Source organism: Bradyrhizobium sp. 62 (assembly GCF_023073035.1).
Lineage (GTDB): Bacteria > Pseudomonadota > Alphaproteobacteria > Rhizobiales > Xanthobacteraceae > Bradyrhizobium.
The window spans coordinates 185,111-204,247 of the sequence record NZ_JADPIT010000016.1; the positions used below are offsets into that span (position 1 = coordinate 185,111).

The following is a 19,137-nucleotide window of genomic DNA, read 5'->3' on the forward strand; positions in this document are numbered from 1 at the left end:
CCTCGTCCGGCAACACCGCTGCCCCTCAACCGCTCATTTACCATCCCGCCTTATGGTGAATCATGTGCTGAGACCTGAGGGTCCCGGCCGGTTGGGTAGCGTCGGGTGGAGTAAGCGTTTGCGTACAGTCATGTCCCATGCGCGCCGGTGGCGTCGCGCGATACTCGCAGCCGCCACATTGGCAGCACCGCTGCTTGCGGCTCCGGCCCCGGTTTCGGCCGAAGGCCTCTTCGACTTCTTCTTCGGCGGAATGCAGCAGCAGCGGCCGCAGCGTGAGGTGCCGCAACAGGCGACCTCCTACGCCGATCCCTTCACCGGCCAGCAGAATGCCGCAAGCCCGCCATACGTGCCGCCGACACGTGCGGCCGCGGCCGGCGGCTCGGGACCGGCGTTCTGCGTGCGCAGCTGCGACGGCAAATATTTTCCGCTGATGCGCGGCCTCACCTCGCCCGCGCAGATGTGTCAGGCCTTCTGTCCTGCAAGCGCGACCAAGATCTATTTCGGCTCCTCGATCGACGGCGCGGCGTCGCAGACCGGCGAGCGCTATGCCGATAGCGAGAATGCGTTCGCCTATCGCAAGGCGCTGCGCGCCGACTGCACCTGCAACGGTCGCGAGCCGGTCGGCCTCGCTCCGGTCGATCTGGCGCTGGACTCGTCGCTCAAGCCCGGCGACGTGATCGCCACCAGCGACGGCCTCGTCGCCTATACCGGCATCCGCGTCGGCAACGACCAGGCCGCGGACTTCACCCCGGTCGCCTCTTATCCCGGTCTCACTGCGCAGGTCCGCGCACGGCTCGGCGAGATGAAGGTGGCGCCGGTGCGCGCCGAGACGGTGGCGGCGGATGGCCCCGCCGGGGAGATCGTGCGCGAGACGCTGCCCGACGTGACGGTGCCGAAGACGCAGAAGCCGGCGAAGCGGGCGGGGCTGGATTAGCTCTCAGAAGCGCTGCGCTGCGTCCGGGGCACGAGACCGTCACCGTCCGATGATCACGCCGATCACATTCGGCGCCGCCAGATATTTCTCCTCGATCGCCGCGCGCGCGGCGGCGCGGTTGTCTGCCGTGAGCAGGCCGCGCTTCTCGGCCAGGATCATCCAGCAAAAACCCCACCAATCAGTGAGCATGCCCTGATCGTCGATGAGGTCATACCCCTGCTCGGCGGCGAAGATGCGCGCATGCGCTTCGTCCAGCGTGTCCAAGAACAGATGGTCCTCGGCCGAGAACAGATCGTCGCTGACATCGTCGATGGTGTAGCCCCAGATCGACTGGCACACCGCGTTGAACTCGCGGTCGAACTGGTCGTCGTCGACCGCGTAGCGCCGCGCCGCCTGATGCAGCCGCGACAGCGAGCGCGCGAAATCGGCGATCCTGGTGAGGGCAAATTGATCGAAGGCAATGGTGGACATGTAGTCCTCGCGAAGTCTGGCAGACGCTAGATATTGTGTCGGCAACGCGCCGAATCACAATGATATATCAAAGACTTGCTAAAGTGTTCTTAATTTGTTCCGAGGCGTTGCCGTTGTGCCCATTCATCAGGATAGGGCTTCCGATCACCGACAAATTCAGAAGTGTACTGCCCCCAGCCATAGTGGCGGTAACAGAGCTGCATCGCCTCATCGTGGCTTTGTGCTTCGAAGCGAAGGACGCATCGCGGAGCTGCTTGATCGACCTTCGCCGCTTTATCGTACAGATGCTTCCGAATATCGTCGCCGTCAGGACCGGCAAGTACAAGCGAGGGCAGCACCTGACCGCTTTCGTTGATTACTTCCCAGATTTCGTGGAACGGCGATGCCAACCCAGCCTCACATCGCCGACATCAACCTATCCCCGCACGCGCTTGCATAAAACTTGCCGCCGCATTGGCGCTTGATGGCGGCGCAGCGGGCGGCGGGCGTGGCGTTTTGCGGAAGAGTGACCGCGCAGCTCAGGCCGTCGGCGCTGCGGCCCGTCTTGCCGGCGGCGAAGGCGGCGCTGGACGCGGTGATGCAGACGACGAGGAAGGTGGCGGCGGCGATTTCGATCAGCCTTCTCATCAGAGCTTTCATCGGAGAGTTCATGGGGCGCCTCCTCCACACTGATGGCTGAATTGGCCGCCATTCTAGCACCAATACACGTTTCCCCGTATGCGTCCGGGTTCCCAAATCGGCCCGTTCCTTGCATAATTTTACGCCAACGCAGTGCACGGTCGCACCAGCAATGGTTCCGGTACAGAGGCAAGATGCGTAGGGTCAGTAGTGTTCTCGCGACCAGGAAGTGACGACTTTGCAAGATTCATCGTTCCAGCCCAATTTTCCCGCCCCCAACCAGCCCATCGACGAACTCGCGCTGGCTGAGATCAAGGGCGCGATACTGGCGAAGCTGCGCCTTGCCATCGGCAAGGATGCGGGCATGGCGACCAAGCACGACTGGTATCAGGCCGCCGCGCTGGCGCTGCGCGACCGCATCGTGCATCGCTGGCTCACGGCCGAGAAACACAGCTACGATGCGGGGCGCAAGCGCGTCTATTATCTGTCGCTCGAATTCCTGATTGGCCGCCTCTTCAGCGACGCGCTGAACAATATGGGGCTATTGAAGATCTTCGAAGTCGCGCTCGGCGATCTCGGCGTCTCCTTGCCGGAGCTGCGCAAATGCGAGCCGGACGCGGCGCTCGGCAATGGCGGCCTCGGACGGCTCGCCGCCTGCTTCATGGAAAGCATGGCGACGCTGTCGATCCCCGCGATCGGCTACGGCATCCGTTATGATTACGGCCTGTTCCGTCAGATCATCAATCAGGGCTGGCAGCAGGAATATCCGGACGAATGGCTCGGCTTCGGCAACCCCTGGGAATTGCAGCGGCCCGAAGTGATCTACGACATTCGCTTCGGCGGCGGTGTCGAGCATGTCGAAGACAAAGGTCGCGATCGCGCGATCTGGCATCCGTCCGAGACCGTGCAGGCGATGGCCTATGACACGCCGATCGTCGGCTGGCGCGGCCAGCACGTCAACGCGCTGCGGCTGTGGTCGGCACGCTCGCCCGATCCGTTGAAGCTCGACGCCTTCAACACCGGCGACTATGTCAGCGCCAGCGCCGAGCAGTCGCGCGCGGAAGCCATTTGTAAATTCCTCTACCCGAACGACGAGAGCCCGGCGGGCCGCGAGTTGCGCCTGCGCCAGGAATATTTCTTCGTCTCGGCTTCGCTGCAGGACCTGATCAAGCGGCACCTTGCGTCGGACGGCCAGCTCCGCAGCCTGTCGAGCAAGGTCGCGGTGCAGCTCAACGACACCCATCCGAGCCTGGCCGTCACCGAGCTGATGCGGATCCTGATCGACGATCACAATTTCCGCTGGGACGAGGCCTGGAAGATCACGGTCGCCACGCTGTCCTACACCAACCACACGCTGCTGCCCGAGGCGTTGGAGACCTGGCCGGTCGAGCTGTTCGAACGGTTGTTGCCGCGGCATCTCGAGATCATCTACCGCATCAACGTACAGCACCTCGCGCTCGCAGAGGCGCGCGCCCCCGGCGACATCGACTTCCGTGCCTCGGTCTCGCTGATCGACGAGCGGAGCGGGCGGCGCGTGCGCATGGGCCAGCTCGCCTTCGTCGGCTCGCACCGCATCAACGGCGTCTCGGCGATGCATTCGGACCTGATGCGCGAGACCGTGTTCCACGACCTCAACCATCTCTACCCCGGCCGCATCACCAACAAGACCAACGGCATCACCTTCCGCCGCTGGCTGATGCTGGCGAACCCCAAACTGACAGATCTGTTGCGCGAGACCTGCGGCGATGCCGTGCTCGATGATCCGACGCAGCTCAGCCTGATCGAGGCCCGCGCCAGCGACGTCGAATTCCAGAAGAGGTTCCGCGCAGTCAAGCTTCACAACAAGACGGCGCTGGCGCGCCTGATCGGCGAGCGGCTCGGCATCAAGGTGGATCCAACCGCGCTGTTCGACGTGCAGATCAAGCGCATCCACGAATACAAGCGCCAGCTTCTCAACGTCATCGAGACGGTCGCGCTGTACCAGGCGATCAAGGACGATCCCAACGGCAACTGGGTGCCGCGGGTGAAGATCTTTGCGGGCAAGGCTGCGGCGAGCTACCGCTACGCCAAGCTGATCATCAAGCTGATCAACGACGTCGCGGAAGTCGTCAACAACGATCCCGCGATTGGCGGCAAGCTCAAGGTCGTCTTCCTGCCCGACTACAATGTCAGCCTCGCCGAAGTGATCATTCCCGCGGCCGACCTCTCAGAGCAGATCTCGACGGCGGGCATGGAAGCCTCCGGCACCGGCAACATGAAGCTGTCGCTGAACGGCGCCCTCACGATCGGCACGCTCGACGGTGCCAATATCGAGATCCGCGACCATGTCGGCGCGGAGAACATCGCGATCTTCGGCATGGAAGCCGGCGATGTGATGATCCGGCGCAAGCAGGGGTTGGACGCCTCCGACGTGATCCGCAATTCGCCCAAGCTCCAGCGCGCCATCAATGCGATCGGCGCCGGCGAATTCTCGCCCGGCGATCCCGGCCGCTTCGAATCGATCGCGCACGCGCTGCGCTATCTCGACCACTACATGGTCAGCGCCGATTTCGATTCCTATTACGAGGCGCAGCGCAGCGTCGATGCGCGCTGGCAGGTGGCGCCGGCCTGGACCCGCGCCTCGATCCTCAACGTCGCGCGCATGGCGTGGTTCTCCTCCGACCGCACCATTCGCGAATACGCCGAGGAGATCTGGAACGTGCCGGTCAACCCGACCACGCCGTTGCTGCCGACCTTGCGCGACGTCGCGGGCTGAATTTCCGCGACGTGAAATCGGTTACTCACGAGGTAATTGCACAAGCCGGCGGCGGACGTGATATGACGTCCGTCATTGAACGCCGGATCGAACAATGCACGCCAAGCTCCCGCACCCTTTCGACGACGCCACCCGCGTCACCGCCGGTGACTCCAGCTGGCAGGGGCACACCAGCGACGACTATTGGGCCTTTGTCGGCCCGTTCGGCGGCGTTACGGCCGCGACCATCCTGCGTGCGCTGATCGAGCATCCGGAACGTGCCGGCGACCCGCTGGCGCTCACCGTCAATTACTGCGCGCCGATCGCGAAGGGGCCGTTCGATCTGGACGTGCGGCTGGTGAAGGCCAATCGCTCCAGCCAGCACTGGAGCGTCGAACTGTCGCAAGGCGGCGGCGAGGTCGCAACGCTCGCCATCGCCGTATTCGCCGAACGCCGGCCGTCCTGGGAGCACAGGGTGGCGCAATGTCCCGATGCAAAGCCGTTCGAAGAGACGATGCCGTTCCCGAAGATCGCGGCGTCCTGGGCCAACCAGTACGAATTCCGCTTCGTCGAGGGCGAGATGCGGATCGGCCCGCCCAAGCCCGAGCTCGCCAGCACTTACTCAAAGCTCTGGATCAGCGATCGCGAGCCGCGCAAGCTCGACATGCCGTCGCTGATGTCGATGTCCGACGCTTTCTTCGGCCGCATCTTCCACGCACGGCGCGAGCTGGTGCCGTTCGGCACGGTGTCGCTGACGACGTATTTCCACACCGACAGCGAAGAGCTCGCCGCCGAGGACATCACCCGCGTGCTGGCGACCGCCGATTCGAAGATCATGCACAAGAGCTACGCCGACCAGAACGCCGAGCTGTGGTCGCCGAACGGAAGACTGCTCGCGACGAGCACGCAGATCGCCTATTTCAAGGTGTAGCTGCTTCCGCAAGTTCGTCATTGCGAGCGCAGCGAAGCAATCCAGCTATTTCCGCGGCACGGATTCTGGATTGCCTTCGTGCCGCGGAAATAGGCCTGGATTGCTTCGCTTCGCTCGCAATGCGAGCTGGGGCAATCACTCCGCCACCAGCGCAAGAGACATCTCGAAAAGCAAAAGGGCGGCCTCGCGGCCGCCCTTTCGAATTTCAAACGACGCAAGCTTACTCCGCCGCGAGCTTCACGTCCGGTGCAGCGGCGCGGACCTCGGCGTCGACCTGGGCTTCGAACTTAGCAAAGTTCTTCTGGAACATGCCGACGAGCGCGCGGGCGGTCTTGTCGAACTCGTCCTTGTCCTTCCAGGTGTTGACCGGGTTGAGGATCTCGCTCGGCACGCCCGGCAGCGCGGTCGGGACCGCGAAGCCGAAATATTTGTCGGTGCGGAATTCGACGTTGCGAAGCGAGCCGTCGAGCGCAGCGGTCAGCAGCGCGCGCGTCACCTTGATCGGCATGCGCGAGCCGGTGCCGTACTTGCCGCCGGTCCAGCCGGTGTTAACCAGCCAGCAATCGACATTGTGCTGGGCGATCAGGTCGCGCAGCATGTTGCCGTAGACCGAGGGATCGAGCGGCAGGAAGGGCGAACCGAAGCAGGTCGAGAATTCCGGCTGCGGCTCATTGCCGAGACCGCGCTCGGTGCCCGCGACCTTGGCGGTGTAGCCCGACAGGAAGTGATACATCGCCTGCGCCGGCGAGAGCTTGGCGATCGGCGGCAGCACCCCGAAGGCGTCGGCGGCGAGCATCACCACGTTCTTGGGCTGCGGCGCGCGGCCGGTGCGTGAGGCGTTCGGAATGAATTCGAGCGGATAGGCCGAGCGGGTGTTCTCGGTCTTGGAGCCGTCGTCGAAATCGACCACACGGGTGTCTTCGTCGAGCACGCAATTCTCGAGCACCGCGCCGAAGCGCGTCGAGGCGGCGTAGATCTCGGGCTCGGCTTCCTGCGACAGCTTGATGCACTTGGCGTAGCAGCCGCCTTCGAAATTGAAGATGCCGTTCGGGCCCCAGCCGTGCTCGTCGTCGCCGATCAGCGTGCGGTTCGGATCGGCTGACAGCGTGGTCTTGCCGGTGCCGGACAGGCCGAAGAAGATCGCGGCATCACCCTTGGCGCCGACATTGGCCGAGCAATGCATCGGCATCACGCCGCGCTCGGGCAGATAGTAGTTCAGCGTGGTGAAGACCGACTTCTTCATCTCGCCGGCATAGTAGGAGCCGGCGATCAGCACGATCTTGCGGGCGAAATCGATCGCGACGACGTTCTCCGACTTGCAGCCATGGCGCTTCGGATCGGCGCGGAAGCTCGGCATGTCGATGATGGTGAGCTCGGGCACGAACGCCGAGAGCTCGACCGCCTCGGGGCGGATCAGCAGCGTGCGGATGAACAGCGAGTGCCAGGCGAGCTCGGTGAAGACGCGGGTCTTGATGCGGTAGGCCGGATCGGCGCCGCCATAGAGGTCCTGCGCGAACAGCGACTTGCCTTCGGCGTGCTTGAGGAAGTCCTGGTAGAGCGTCTCGAACTGCTCTGCAGTGATCGACTGGTTGCCGGCCCACCACATCTTTTTGTCGGTGGTGGCGTCACGCACCGTGAATTTGTCCTTGGGGCTGCGGCCGGTGAACTCGCCGGTGTCGGCGCAGAGCGCGCCATCGGCTGACAGCACCGCCTCGCCTGCGGAGAGCGAGTATTGATAGAGTTGCGGCGCACCGAGGTTCCAGTGAACCTGCTTGAGATTCTTTAAGCCGAATTTGTCGGCGCCGAAGGCACCGTTGCGCACGCCCGTCTCTTGCACGAAAAATCCTCCTAGAACCCACTCAGCGCGATCATGCTTGGCGCCGCCGCGGTCACCGTGATTACAGGCCGTCCGGCCTCGGTTGGAACGACCTAATACTGATGAACGCTGGCGTTGCCAAGCTGATCCCTTAGGATTTGGTTTATTCAAGGACCGCGCCAAACGTCGCGCATGTCAGCTCTGAGCAGGCGCATCAAAAAATCGACAATGATCGCGCAACCAAATCGGCGTTTCGGCGTTTCCTGAGGTTATTGCGACGCACAATGTCGAAGACAGTCTCGGTGAAGATTCCAAGGCCACCCTATCGTACCGCGCCTTCGCCGATGAGCGCGAAGGGCCCCCACATCGCAGGATAGGCGTTGCGCGGTGACGAGGTGTCGTCAACATAGGTTAACATTGCGCGGCGCAAGGCTTCGGCACGGCCGATTTTTGGTTCGTTTTTGAGCAGCTCGAAAGTCATCGTGGTCAGACGTGTGGCAGCTTCCGAATCCACGGCCCAATGCGAGACCAGGAGTGCGCGCGCACCGGCGTAGAAGAACGAGCGCGCCAGTCCCGACAGGGCCTCGGCGCCGGGCTTGTCGCCCGCGATGGTGTTGCAGGCCGACAGCACAACCCAATCCGCGTTGAGCTTGAGCTGAGCGACTTCACTTGCGGTGAGCAGACCGTCGTCGAGCTCAGTGGGCTGATCGGGAATGGAGAGCGCGAGCGAGGGCTCACCCAGTCCCTTGATGTCGCCGGCAACCAGGCCGTGGGTGGCAAAGTAGATGATGCCGTATTGAGCAAGCGCTGCACGCTTGAGCGTCGTCTCGCTGGCGTCGCGGCCGAGATGAATATCGGCCTCGGCAGCCCCGACATCCCTGGCCACCGCGTTCAACTCATCGGCGGTGTCGGGCAGTTGCGGCAGCGCCTGCGCAAGCCGCGTGCGATCGACGCCGGCACCGCGCCAGAAGTCGCTATAGGCGATGGTCGCGATGCTGCGCGCGGCGACCTTGCCGTTGGCGGCGCGCCGCTCGGCGGGCGCTTCCACTGCGGGATTGAACACGGGATCGCCAAAGCCTGTCATCGGCTTCACGCTTTGATCCCGACGCGCGAAGGCGCGCAGCGATTTCAGACTGACCACCGACGGCAGCACCGAGACGGCCTGACGCCGCAGCAGCCAGGCGGCGCCGCGATAGCCTTCGAGCGTGTCCGGGATCGCAGCCTGCGGCTTCTCGGTGACGAGCAGATGAAAGGGCAATGCGGTCAGCGCAGCCGACGGTACCACCAGCAGGCTGCGCCTGTCCTTTGTCAACGCCTCGACCGGACCGAGCAGCGCGACATGGAGTTCGTTGGCGAGCGCGAGATCGAACAATCCGGATTTGCCGGAGGCATCGCGCGCTTTGCCGACATCGAGTCCCTTGCGGAATGCCGTCACCTTCTGCGTCAGCGCATCCGCGCCGAGTGGAATAGCCTTCCAGTCGACGCCCTCGCGCGTGATCGCGATGACATAGCTCTGCGTGTCGACGACGGAGTAGAGCACCATCGCCTCGTCGGCCGACAGCAGCAGCTGGATGTCCTTTGCCGTCAACGGCAGAGGATTGGAGAGCGACGCGTAGTCGGGAAACTCGACCGCGAGCGTCTTCAGCAAGCCCGTACGCTCGTTGGCAATCGTTGCAATCCGCGCGCGGCTGCGCTGCTCGGTTGCGAGATCGCGCTGCGCGGATTGCTTCGACACCGCCGTGACGATCGCCTTGTCGAGTGCCTCGGACTCAGCCGCGAGATCCTGGTCCCGGCGCACCAGCTCGGCGAGGCGGTCGCTGCCGGCGGCAAGCCGCACCGCGAGCTTGTTCACGGCGGACGCCGCGGACGATTGTGTGCCGCGCTGGATCGCGGCGAGGGCCTCGTCCAGCGCCTTGTCGCCGGGCAGCAGATCCTGTTGGCGCGCGGCAAACAGGACCGGCAACACGACGCGCAGCTGGGCGCGATCGCCCCGAAGCGTGTTTTCCGCGAACGGCAATGCGTCCGCGGTGCGCCCGGCCACGTAGAGGAAATAAGCGAGATTGCTGGTCGAGGTCATGACGTCAGGATGATCGGGCCCAAGCGCATTTTCGCGGATGAGCAGCGCGCGGCGAAAGAGCGGCTCGGCGTCGCCGTAGCGTTGCTGGTGCTCGTAGAGGCCGGCGAGATTGTTCAGCGAGCGGGCAACGTCGGGATGATCCGGTCCGAGCACCTTCTCCCGGATCGCGAGCGAGCGCTTGATCGGCGCTTCCGCGTCCGTATCGCGGTTGAGATCGCGATAGACCTGGCCGAGATTGTTCAGGACGGTGGCCACCGCCGGATGCTCGGGTCCGCCGGCCTTCTGGTAGATCGCGAGCGCGCGCTGAAACAGCGGCTCGGCTTCGGCATAGTGCTGCTGCTTCACATAGAGCGTGGCGAGATTATTGAGCGACTGGCCGACATCGGGATGCTCGCGCGACAATCCCTTCTCGCGAACGGCGAGCGCGCGCTTGAATAGAGGTTCGGCCTCGGCAAAGCGGCTCTGCCGCTGGTAGAGCGCGGCGAGGTTGCTCAGTTCGGCTCCGATCAACGGGGTTTCGAGACCGAGCGACTTTTCCATCAGCATGATGGCGCGCTTGTAGAGCGGCTCAGCCAGATCGTCGTGGCCCTGACCGGCATGAACCTGGCCGAGGTTGTTCAGCGCGGCGGCGAGTTCGCGACCTGTGTCGCTCTTCTCCAGGTTCGCGACCATACCTTGCGCCACAGGCAGTGCTTCCGAATATCTGCCGGCGCTCATCAGTGCGTTGATCCGCGCGCTCTCCGCGGCGAGACCTTTCTGGGCAAGGCTTGGCGTGATAAGCGATGCAGTGATCGCGAGCGTCAAACCCGCAACCAGCGTCAGTTTATTCCATTCTGCCATGACGCTCTCGCCGCCGCCTTCTGACCGGTAACGAACTTGGGTCGCGGCGATGGGCAGCAGCGTTCAATGTGTTGCGCTCTGGTTCATCCTGGTGCGCGCTTCGCCGGCGAGGCGAACCAGCATCTTGCGCAGCGCCGTGCCATCAGCGACGCGCTCCGGGAAGTCCAGCCGCAAGACGGTCTGGCCGTCCTGCATGTCGAGGCCCTCCGGATCGCAGCCTGTGCAGCGCCAGTCGCCGGCAGCAGCGCCCAGCAGTTTTGTTGCATAGAGCCCCATGGCGTCGCGGTGGTCGGCATTCATGTGCTCCACCGCGCCCTCCTCCGCCGCCAGCAAGTCCTCGGCCCCCGTGAGGTCGGTCAGGAATTGCTCCGGCTTGAGGTCGACGATCCGACCGAAGCCGGCGACCAGATGAGTTCCCGTGGGCCGAATCCGAAAGAAGGAGAAATCCTTAAAGGAAACAAAGGTTTCCGCTGAGGGATGAGCATTGAGATACCGTCGCCGGAGCAGATCCTTGTCCGTATCGGCCGACTCGGCATGGCCGGACAGCATGATCCGGGCGCCTTCCAGCGGATCGCCCGCCGCCCGCTCGTCCAGCATCAGGGACACCCGGCTGTCGGCCAGGATGTTCCTGGAGTGCACCGCCAATCCTGAGATCAGCAGGATCGGAGAGCCATCCGGATGGCTGGCCAGATTGACCAGGGAGCAATAGGGATCGCCGCTGCCGGCCATCAACGTCGCCAGGGCCCCCTGCCGTGACCGCCGCAGCAGCGATTTGGCGAGCCTTCCGGGGTCGAAATCGGGGGTCGGTTGCATCGGCTTTCTCGGGTCAGGTGGTTGCATGGAGGGCCTTTTTTCGGGTAAACCGGGGCCCGGTTATGGGTCGAGATGCGGCGAATCTGCCGTGTTTCGTGGAACTTGGTCACACTTCAGCCTAGCTTGCATTGCTCGGTGACAAGGTTCGAATGCCAACATCGGCACCCATGTATGCGGCGCATCAGTGGATTGCTCGCCGTTTCAAGCCACGACCCAAACGGAAAGCAGAAAGCAGAGGCTCATGCCCACAATCGCTTTGGTCGACGACGACCGCAACATTCTCACATCCGTCTCGATCGCGCTGGAGGCCGAAGGCTATCGCATCATGACCTACACCGACGGCGCCTCCGCGCTCGACGGTTTCCGCACCACCCAACCCGATCTTGCCATCCTCGACATCAAGATGCCGCGCATGGACGGCATGGAAACCTTGCGCCGGCTGCGGCAGAAATCCGACCTGCCCGTGATCTTCCTGACCTCCAAGGATGAAGAGATCGACGAGCTGTTCGGCCTCAAGATGGGCGCCGACGACTTCATCCGCAAACCGTTCTCGCAGCGCCTGCTGGTCGAGCGCGTCAAGGCGGTGCTGCGCCGTTCGGCGCCGAAGGACCCGACCGTCACGCCGAAGGAGAACGACGCCAAGGCGCTCGACCGCGGCCTGCTGCGCATGGATCCTGAACGGCACACCTGCACCTGGAAGAACGAGCCGGTGACGCTGACCGTCACCGAATTCCTGATCCTGCAGGCGCTCGCGACCCGGCCCGGCGTGGTGAAGAGCCGCAACGCGCTGATGGACGCCGCCTATGACGACCAGGTCTATGTCGACGACCGCACCATCGACAGCCACATCAAGCGGCTGCGCAAGAAGTTCAAGGTCGTCGACAACGAGTTCGAGATGATCGAGACGCTCTACGGCGTCGGCTACCGCTTCAAGGAAGCCTGAGGCGCGCGCGCCTCCACGAAAGACCGAGAGCATCGCCGGTTCTGATTCCATCGGGACCGGGATAGCTCTAGGAATGCGGGGACCTTCGCACGAGTTGTCCTAACGCGGGCGTGAGCATTGCTTGACCGAACGCAGCCTGACGAGAACCAGAACGCCGAGGACGTCACCGCCCACGGCGCTCCGGATCAATTGGCCGAGGACAAGCCAGCCGTACAGGGCTGGCGTCCGCTGAACTGGCTGAAGCGCGCCGGGCAGTTCTTCTTTGCGCTGTCCTTCTCGAGCCTGACCCGCCGTATCGTCTCGCTCAACCTCGCCGGCCTCGTCGCGCTGGTGGCGAGCATCCTCTATCTCTCGCAATTCCGCGCCGGTTTGATCGACGCGCGCGCGCAGAGCCTGCTGGTACAGGCGGAGATCATCGCCGGCGCCATCGCGGCCTCCGCGACGGTGCAGACCAACGCCATCACCATCGACCCCGACCGGTTGCTCGACCTCAAGCCGGGCGAGACCTATGGCGGCTCGGACGAGTATTCCCCGCTGGATTTTCCGATCAATCCGGAGCGCGTGGCGCCGGTGCTGCGCACACTGATCTCGCCGACCAAGACGCGCGCCCGCATCTACGACCCGAACGGCAGCCTGCTGGTCGACAGCCGCAGCCTCGATACCGTGGTGCGCTTTCCCCTGCCGTCGGTCGCCGCCGAGAAGCCGGGCATGGTCGAACGCGGCATGGTCGCGGTCCGCACCTGGCTCAATCGCGGCGACCTGCCGCTCTATCGCGAGCTCGGCCCCGAGAACGGCAATGGCTATGCGGAGGTCGGCGACGCGCTCCAGGGCCAGAAGCGCTCGATGGTGCGGGTCAATGCGCGCGGCGAAGTGATCGTCTCGGTCGCGGTCCCCGTGTTGCGCTCGCGCGCCATCCACGGCGCGCTGATGCTGTCGACGCAGGGCGACGACATCGACCAGATGGTCACCGCCGAGCGCCTCGCGATCCTCAAGGTGGGCGGCGTCGCCGCCGCGGTCATGATCATGCTGTCGCTGCTGCTCGCCAGCACGATCGCAGGTCCGGTCCGCCGGCTCGCCGACAGCGCCGAACTGATCCGCCGCCGGATCAGGACCCGGGTCGAGATTCCCGACTTCACCCGTCGTCGCGACGAGATCGGCCATCTCTCCGGTGCGCTGCGCGACATGACCAGTGCACTGTACAGCCGCATCGAAGCGATCGAAATGTTCGCCGCCGACGTCGCGCATGAATTGAAGAACCCGTTGACCTCGTTGCGCTCCGCGGTCGAGACGTTGCCGCTGGCGCGCAACGAGAACAGCCGCGCGCGCCTGCTCGAGGTGATCGAGCATGACGTCAAGCGGCTCGACCGGCTGATCTCCGACATCTCCGACGCCAGCCGTCTCGATGCAGAACTGCAGCGCCAGGATGCGATCCCGGTCGATCTGCGCCGCCTGTTGACCACGCTCGTGTCCGTCGCCAATGAAACCAAGCTCGGCCATGACGTCGCGGTCGAAATGCGTTTCGAGGGCCGCGGCCCGACCGACAATTTCGCCGTGACGGGCCACGATTCGCGGCTCGGACAGATCGTCTCCAACCTGCTCTCGAACGCACAGTCCTTCTCCGAGCCCGGCAACAAGGTGCGCCTCACCTGCCGCCGCGTGCGCGGCGAGATCGAGATCGTGGTCGACGACGACGGCCCCGGAATCCGCGACGACGCGCTGGAGCGCATCTTCGAGCGCTTCTACACCGACCGCCCTCATCAGGGCTTTGGCCAGAACTCCGGCCTCGGCCTGTCGATCTCCAAGCAAATCGTCGACGCGCATGGCGGACGCATCTGGGCGGAGAACCGTCCCGGCCCGGCGGACGAGGACGGAGCGCCTGTTGTTGTCGGCGCGCGCTTCGTGGTGAGGCTGCCGGCTCTATGAGCGACGGCGGCCCCAGCATTCACGCCTCGGCGGTCAGGGTTGGAGATCTGGCGGTGCTGATCCGCGGGCCCTCGGGCTCCGGCAAGTCGCGCCTTGCCTTCGATTTAATCATGGCGGGACGTAGCGGCGTGCTCGAAAGGGCCGTTCTGGTCGGTGATGACCGTGTCCATCTGGCGACACTCGGCCGCGAAATTGAGGTCCGCCCCGCTCCGGTCCTGGCCGGGCTGATCGAGATCCGGGGGCTCGGAATCCGGCGCTGCGACTTTGTGGAGCATGCGACCGTCGGCCTCGTGGTCGATCTGGACGCCGCGGATGCGGAGCGGCTGCCGCCGGCCGAATCCCTGAAAACAGCCATTTTAGGTGTCGAAATACCGCGAATCCCAATCGGCCGCGACTATTCGCCCCTTCCTCTGGTTGTCGCGGCCTTGACCACTACCAAGAGTTCATCTTCCGTTAACCCTTCAGGCGATTGTTTGAAGGGAAATGGTAACCATATGAACCCCACACTCGCGACCGAATAGACCGGCGCAGCTCCCCTTATCCATCCGTCTAGATTCAGGGAGATACGCAACATCCCCTCTTGCGCGGGGGCTCTGGATGGTCAAAGTGGCGCGTTCGTGCGGTGCACCAAAAGCGCCCGCGAGGAGTTTTCCGATGATTGGTCTAGTACTTGTGACCCACGGGCGCCTTGCCGACGAATTCAAGGCAGCGCTTGAACATGTCATGGGCCCACAAAAGCAAATCGAAGCGATCACGATCGGCGCCGAAGATGATTCCGATCTCTGTCGAAGCGACATTATCGAAGCGGTTAACCGCGTCGATTCCGGCGACGGCGTCGCGATCCTCACCGACATGTTCGGCGGCACGCCGTCCAACCTGGCAATATCCTGCATGAGCCGGCCGAAGGTCGAAGTGCTCGCGGGCATCAACCTTCCAATGCTGGTGAAGCTTGCCAAGGTGCGCGAGGAGCGTCCGCTACCCGACGCGATCGCGATGGCCCAGGAAGCCGGCCGCAAATACGTCACCATCGCCAGCCGCGTCCTCGCCGGCAAATGAGCGACGAGGCGCCGCAAGCCGGGACGGGCGTGCCCGCGGGCGCGATCTCCAAGGACCTCCTGATCATCAACAAGCGCGGCCTGCACGCGCGGGCCTCCGCCAAGTTCGTCCAGGCCGTGGAGCGCTTCAGCGCGCAGGTCTGGGTGACGCGCGGCGGCGAAACCGTCGGCGGCACCTCGATCATGGGCCTGATGATGCTCGCCGCCGGTCCCGGCACCACCATCACGGTCGCCGCTTCCGGCGATGATGCCGAAGCCGCGCTGGCGGCGATCACCGAACTCGTTGAAAGCAAATTCAACGAGGAAGGGATTTAGGCGGCGTCGCCTCGATCACTTCCCCGGCGGCGCGATGTAGATGTTCCAGCTCATCGACGGACCGGCCTTGCCGTGGGTGAAACGGCGCGTCGTCATCACGATGCGCTCGGCGTTCGGCGCAACCTCGGACACCCATTTCTCGAACGCCGGCAGGCGACCGTCGGCCGGATCGAACACGCCGATGAAGCCGAATCTCTTGACGTCATCGGGCGAAATCAACCCGGACCCCCAGGCCTCGAGCGGCGTGAACGCGGCCGGATGATCCGGGCTGTAGAACACCATCGGCTGGATCGACTCCATGGTGCCGGCGACGACCGCCCAGCGCGAGGCGAAGCGCGCGTGCCAGGCCTGCGTCAGTTCGCGCGCGAGATCCGAGCGCGCGCCATAGGTCGCCGTGTTGCCGGCATTGGCCGCCATCTCGCGCGCGGCGATCCAGGGCGAGGCAATGAGCGTGGCGACGCTGAGCACGAGCCAGATCGCGACAATGTTGAACACCGCAGCACTCTGCACCCGCAGCGCCGGGATCGCGACCAGCGCGAGCGGCACCAGGAAGAACAGCGAGATGCCCCAATCGGTCTTCATGTAGATGCTGAAGGCCAGCGCGCCGAGCGCGGGTCCGACCGCGACGATGATCTGAATGAGCCAGACGTTGCGCGCCTGCGAAAGGTTCACGCTCGCATTCGCGCCGCGCCCCCAGGCCCGCGTGACGATGCGCCAGGGCGCACGCAGGAGCAGCCTGAACCAAGGCGGCACCAGCGCCATCGCCAGCGCGGCCAGCGCCACCGGCAATGCCAGCAGCGCGATATTATGCAGGACATAGCCGGCCACGAGCTGATGCACCTGGCCGCTGTCCTCGAGGCTGTAGGTATCGCCGGCATAGGTCAGCGGCACGAAATGCGCGTCCGCCAGCCAGACGATGTGCGGAATCATCGCCACCACCATCGTCGCGATCGCAGCCCATGGCGCCGGTGACGACAAGAACCTCATTCGCTCCGGATGGATCAGCGCGGCAAGCCCGATGGCGCCGATCATGGTCAGCACCCAATATTTGGTCATCAGCGCCAGCGCGCCGGCCAGGCCGAGCAGGACTCCGGATTGCCAGCTCCGCTTCTCGAACGCATTGAGATAAGCGAGCACGAGGAGCGGCAAGGTGACGAGCTGGAGCAGGTCGGGATTGTACTTGAATCCCTTGAAATTGAAGATCGGGTAGAGCGCGACCATCACCACGACCAGGAACGCGCGCCGCGCATCCACGACGCGCAGCGCGATGAGCCAGCAGATCACCATACCGGTGCTGACGGTCGCCATCGCCAGCGCATAGGTCGCCCAGTCCGTCGGCGGGAACACTGTGAACCAGAGGCCGGCGACCCAGCCCGACAGCGGCGGGTGCTTGCCATATCCCCAGAGGAATTTCTGGCCCCAGCCCCAGGCTTCCGCGACGTCCATGTGAACGTCCTGCGCTGCCTTCAGATTGATCAGGATGAAGGTCCAGAGCACCGCATGCAGGATCGCGAGCTGGATCACCAGCCACAGGCGTGCCTCCGGGCGGGTCGCGCTGGCAACCAGCCAGGCCCGAAAGCGGGCATAGCTCACCCGGGTCTTCGCGCGGGCTCGGGCAGACGGGATCGAGGTCGTGGACATGGGCCTGGACATCAGGCGTTGCGTAGCGCGTTTCGGGCCTTCGTGGAATCAGCTTGGCGTGAACAAAGGCCCTGAAATTACAGCAATATGGTTGCCGCACGGGGGTGTGAGTGGTATCCCGCGCCCATGACGACCGTCCCCATTTCCAACATCCGCAATTTCTCCATCGTCGCCCATATCGACCATGGCAAATCGACGCTGGCCGACCGCCTGATCCAGATGACCGGCGGCCTCACCGACCGGGAAATGGCGGGCAAGGAGCAGGTGCTCGATTCCATGGACATCGAGCGCGAGCGCGGCATCACCATCAAGGCGCAGACGGTGCGCCTCGCCTACCGCGCCAAGGACGGCAAGGATTACATCTTCAACCTGATGGACACGCCCGGCCATGTCGACTTCGCCTACGAAGTCTCGCGGTCGCTGGCGGCCTGCGAGGGTTCCCTGCTGGTGGTCGACGCCAGTCAGGGCGTGGAGGCACAGACGCTCGCCAACGTCTACCACGCGCTCGATGCGGGGCATGAGATCGTTCCGGTCCTGAACAAGGTCGACCTTCCTGCCGCAGAGCCGGAGAAGGTCAAGCAGCAGATCGAGGACGTCATCGGCATCGACGCCTCCGAGTCCGTGATGATCTCGGCCAAGACCGGCCTCGGCGTGCCCGATGTGCTGGAGGCGATCGTCACCCGCCTGCCGCCGCCGAAGGGCGACCGCGAGGCGACGCTGAAGGCGTTGCTGGTCGACAGCTGGTACGACGTCTATCTCGGCGTGGTGGTGCTGATCCGCGTCGTCGACGGCGTCATGAAGAAGGGCAGCCGGGTCCGCATGATGGGCACGGGCGCGGCCTATGACATCGAGCGCGTCGGCTTCTTCACCCCGAAGATGACGCAGGTCGACGAGCTCGGACCCGGGGAGATCGGCTTCATCACCGCCGCGATCAAGGAAGTGGCCGACACCCGCGTCGGCGACACCATCACCGACGACAAGAAGCCGGTGACCGACATGCTGCCGGGCTTCAAGCCGGCCATTCCCGTGGTGTTCTGCGGCCTGTTCCCCGCCGACGCCGACGACTTCGAGACCTTGCGCGCGGCGATGGGCAAGCTGCGCCTGAACGATGCCAGCTTCTCCTACGAGATGGAGACCTCGGCCGCACTCGGCTTCGGCTTCCGCTGCGGCTTCCTCGGGCTGTTGCATCTGGAGATCATCCAGGAGCGTCTGTCGCGGGAATTCGATCTCAACCTGATCGCGACTGCGCCGAGCGTGATCTACAAGATGAGCCTGACCGACGGGCAGGAAATCTCGATTCACAATCCTGTCGACATGCCGGACGTGGTCAAGATCGCGGAGATCCAGGAGCCCTGGATCGAAGCCACTATCCTCACCCCCGACGAATATCTCGGCAGCGTGCTGAAGCTGTGCCAGGACCGCCGCGGCGTGCAGAAGGAGCTGACTTACGTCGGCTCCCGCGCCATGGTGAAATACGATCTGCCGCTCAACGAGGTCGTGTTCGACTTCTACGACCGCCTGAAGTCGGTCTCCAAGGGCTACGCCTCGTTCGACTATCATCTCACCGACTACAAACCGGCCGATCTGGTCAAGATGCAGATCCTCGTCAACAACGAGCCGGTCGACGCGCTCTCGATGCTGGTGCATCGCACCCGTGCCGAAGGCCGCGGCCGCGCCATGGTCGAGAAGATGAAGGATTTGATCCCGCCGCACATGTTCCAGATCCCGATCCAGGCAGCGATCGGCGGCAAGGTGATCGCGCGCGAGACGGTGCGCGCGCTGCGCAAGGACGTCACCGCAAAGTGCTACGGCGGCGACATCACGCGTAAGCGCAAACTTCTGGAGAAGCAGAAGGAAGGCAAGAAGAAGATGCGGCAGTTCGGCAAGGTCGACATCCCGCAGGAAGCCTTCATCGCCGCGCTGAAGGTGGACAGCTGAGGCCAGCGCCTCGCCCGGCTCTAGGGAGATGAGAGGGCCGGGATCTTTAGGGCGATAATAAAAAACCGCGAAAACAACCCCATGCACA

16 protein-coding genes are annotated in these 19,137 nt (G+C 64.2%); 9 read left to right on the forward strand and 7 right to left on the reverse strand.

Annotation, left to right across the window (positions count from 1 at the left end):
- Positions 1-130: 130 nt before the first annotated feature.
- Positions 131-934, forward strand: coding sequence for a DUF2865 domain-containing protein (locus tag IVB47_RS19870; protein ID WP_247464049.1), 804 nt, complete (start codon positions 131-133; stop codon positions 932-934).
- Positions 935-973: 39 nt separating this feature from the next.
- Here IVB47_RS19870 and IVB47_RS19875 read toward each other — a convergent pair whose 3' ends face one another.
- From IVB47_RS19875 to IVB47_RS19885, 3 genes are all read right to left on the reverse strand, one after another.
- Positions 974-1,405: a hypothetical protein gene (locus IVB47_RS19875; protein ID WP_247427085.1), complete on the reverse strand. Its 432-nt coding sequence runs from the start codon at positions 1,403-1,405 to the stop codon at positions 974-976.
- Positions 1,406-1,494: 89 nt separating this feature from the next.
- Positions 1,495-1,794: a hypothetical protein gene (locus tag IVB47_RS19880; RefSeq protein WP_247463520.1), complete on the reverse strand. Its 300-nt coding sequence runs from the start codon at positions 1,792-1,794 to the stop codon at positions 1,495-1,497.
- A gap of 7 nt (positions 1,795-1,801) precedes the next feature.
- Positions 1,802-2,056 carry a hypothetical protein gene (locus IVB47_RS19885; RefSeq protein ID WP_247463522.1) on the reverse strand — a complete coding sequence of 85 codons (255 nt, stop codon included), beginning with the start codon at positions 2,054-2,056 and terminating at the stop codon, positions 1,802-1,804.
- 205 nt (positions 2,057-2,261) lie between these two features.
- Between IVB47_RS19885 and IVB47_RS19890 the strand changes: the two genes are divergently transcribed.
- The gene (locus IVB47_RS19890) at positions 2,262-4,778 is read left to right on the forward strand and encodes a glycogen/starch/alpha-glucan phosphorylase (RefSeq protein ID WP_247285407.1); all 2,517 of its coding nucleotides are present in this window, start codon (positions 2,262-2,264) and stop codon (positions 4,776-4,778) included.
- A 94-nt stretch (positions 4,779-4,872) separates the two neighbouring features.
- Positions 4,873-5,688: a thioesterase family protein gene (locus IVB47_RS19895; protein ID WP_247463524.1), complete on the forward strand. Its 816-nt coding sequence runs from the start codon at positions 4,873-4,875 to the stop codon at positions 5,686-5,688.
- A gap of 220 nt (positions 5,689-5,908) precedes the next feature.
- Here the strand turns inward: IVB47_RS19895 and IVB47_RS19900 are convergent, their stop codons facing one another.
- From IVB47_RS19900 to IVB47_RS19910, 3 genes are all read right to left on the reverse strand, one after another.
- Positions 5,909-7,525, reverse strand: coding sequence for a phosphoenolpyruvate carboxykinase (locus tag IVB47_RS19900; protein ID WP_027565826.1), 1,617 nt, complete (start codon positions 7,523-7,525; stop codon positions 5,909-5,911).
- 301 nt (positions 7,526-7,826) lie between these two features.
- On the reverse strand, positions 7,827-10,421 hold the full coding sequence (locus IVB47_RS19905) for a CHAT domain-containing tetratricopeptide repeat protein (protein WP_247463526.1): 2,595 nt from the start codon (positions 10,419-10,421) through the stop codon (positions 7,827-7,829).
- A 63-nt stretch (positions 10,422-10,484) separates the two neighbouring features.
- Positions 10,485-11,234, reverse strand: coding sequence for a DUF2470 domain-containing protein (locus tag IVB47_RS19910; RefSeq protein ID WP_247463528.1), 750 nt, complete (start codon positions 11,232-11,234; stop codon positions 10,485-10,487).
- 241 nt (positions 11,235-11,475) lie between these two features.
- On the opposite strand from IVB47_RS19910, the gene IVB47_RS19915 reads away from it, so the two are divergent.
- The 5 genes from IVB47_RS19915 to IVB47_RS19935 all read left to right on the forward strand — a co-directional run bounded on the left by IVB47_RS19915 (position 11,476) and on the right by IVB47_RS19935 (position 15,470).
- The gene (locus tag IVB47_RS19915; protein WP_007597749.1) at positions 11,476-12,177 is read left to right on the forward strand and encodes a response regulator transcription factor; all 702 of its coding nucleotides are present in this window, start codon (positions 11,476-11,478) and stop codon (positions 12,175-12,177) included.
- Positions 12,178-12,294: 117 nt separating this feature from the next.
- A complete protein-coding gene (locus IVB47_RS19920; protein WP_247463530.1) occupies positions 12,295-14,100 on the forward strand; it encodes a sensor histidine kinase in 1,806 nt (601 codons plus the stop codon).
- Positions 14,097-14,621 carry an HPr kinase/phosphatase C-terminal domain-containing protein gene (locus IVB47_RS19925; RefSeq protein WP_247463532.1) on the forward strand — a complete coding sequence of 175 codons (525 nt, stop codon included), beginning with the start codon at positions 14,097-14,099 and terminating at the stop codon, positions 14,619-14,621. Before IVB47_RS19920 ends, IVB47_RS19925 begins: the two co-directional genes overlap by 4 nt.
- 133 nt (positions 14,622-14,754) lie before the next feature.
- Entirely contained in the window at positions 14,755-15,156 is a 402-nt protein-coding gene (locus IVB47_RS19930) for a PTS sugar transporter subunit IIA (RefSeq protein WP_007597752.1), read from the forward strand.
- Positions 15,153-15,470: an HPr family phosphocarrier protein gene (locus tag IVB47_RS19935; RefSeq protein WP_018460059.1), complete on the forward strand. Its 318-nt coding sequence runs from the start codon at positions 15,153-15,155 to the stop codon at positions 15,468-15,470. Before IVB47_RS19930 ends, IVB47_RS19935 begins: the two co-directional genes overlap by 4 nt.
- A gap of 15 nt (positions 15,471-15,485) precedes the next feature.
- On the opposite strand, the gene IVB47_RS19940 is transcribed toward IVB47_RS19935, so the two are convergent.
- Complete coding sequence (locus tag IVB47_RS19940) at positions 15,486-17,111, reverse strand: glycosyltransferase family 39 protein (RefSeq protein WP_247464051.1); 1,626 nt, start codon at positions 17,109-17,111, stop codon at positions 15,486-15,488.
- Positions 17,112-17,237: 126 nt separating this feature from the next.
- Between IVB47_RS19940 and lepA the strand changes: the two genes are divergently transcribed.
- Positions 17,238-19,049, forward strand: coding sequence for a translation elongation factor 4 (gene lepA, locus IVB47_RS19945; protein WP_247463535.1), 1,812 nt, complete (start codon positions 17,238-17,240; stop codon positions 19,047-19,049).
- Positions 19,050-19,137 lie beyond the last annotated feature (88 nt).

What these genes read in the sequence shown, in the direction of transcription:
- IVB47_RS19870 (WP_247464049.1), top strand. Translation starts at nt 131, where the DNA reads ATGTCCCATGCGCGCCGGTGGCGTCGCGCGATACTCGCAGCCGCCACA.
- IVB47_RS19875 (WP_247427085.1), bottom strand. Translation starts at nt 1,405, where the DNA reads ATGTCCACCATTGCCTTCGATCAATTTGCCCTCACCAGGATCGCCGAT.
- IVB47_RS19885 (WP_247463522.1), bottom strand. Translation starts at nt 2,056, where the DNA reads ATGAACTCTCCGATGAAAGCTCTGATGAGAAGGCTGATCGAAATCGCC.
- IVB47_RS19895 (WP_247463524.1), top strand. Translation starts at nt 4,873, where the DNA reads ATGCACGCCAAGCTCCCGCACCCTTTCGACGACGCCACCCGCGTCACC.
- IVB47_RS19905 (WP_247463526.1), bottom strand. Translation starts at nt 10,421, where the DNA reads ATGGCAGAATGGAATAAACTGACGCTGGTTGCGGGTTTGACGCTCGCG.
- IVB47_RS19910 (WP_247463528.1), bottom strand. Translation starts at nt 11,234, where the DNA reads ATGCAACCGACCCCCGATTTCGACCCCGGAAGGCTCGCCAAATCGCTG.
- IVB47_RS19915 (WP_007597749.1), top strand. Translation starts at nt 11,476, where the DNA reads ATGCCCACAATCGCTTTGGTCGACGACGACCGCAACATTCTCACATCC.
- IVB47_RS19925 (WP_247463532.1), top strand. Translation starts at nt 14,097, where the DNA reads ATGAGCGACGGCGGCCCCAGCATTCACGCCTCGGCGGTCAGGGTTGGA.
- IVB47_RS19930 (WP_007597752.1), top strand. Translation starts at nt 14,755, where the DNA reads ATGATTGGTCTAGTACTTGTGACCCACGGGCGCCTTGCCGACGAATTC.
- IVB47_RS19935 (WP_018460059.1), top strand. Translation starts at nt 15,153, where the DNA reads ATGAGCGACGAGGCGCCGCAAGCCGGGACGGGCGTGCCCGCGGGCGCG.
- IVB47_RS19940 (WP_247464051.1), bottom strand. Translation starts at nt 17,111, where the DNA reads ATGTCCACGACCTCGATCCCGTCTGCCCGAGCCCGCGCGAAGACCCGG.
- lepA (WP_247463535.1), top strand. Translation starts at nt 17,238, where the DNA reads ATGACGACCGTCCCCATTTCCAACATCCGCAATTTCTCCATCGTCGCC.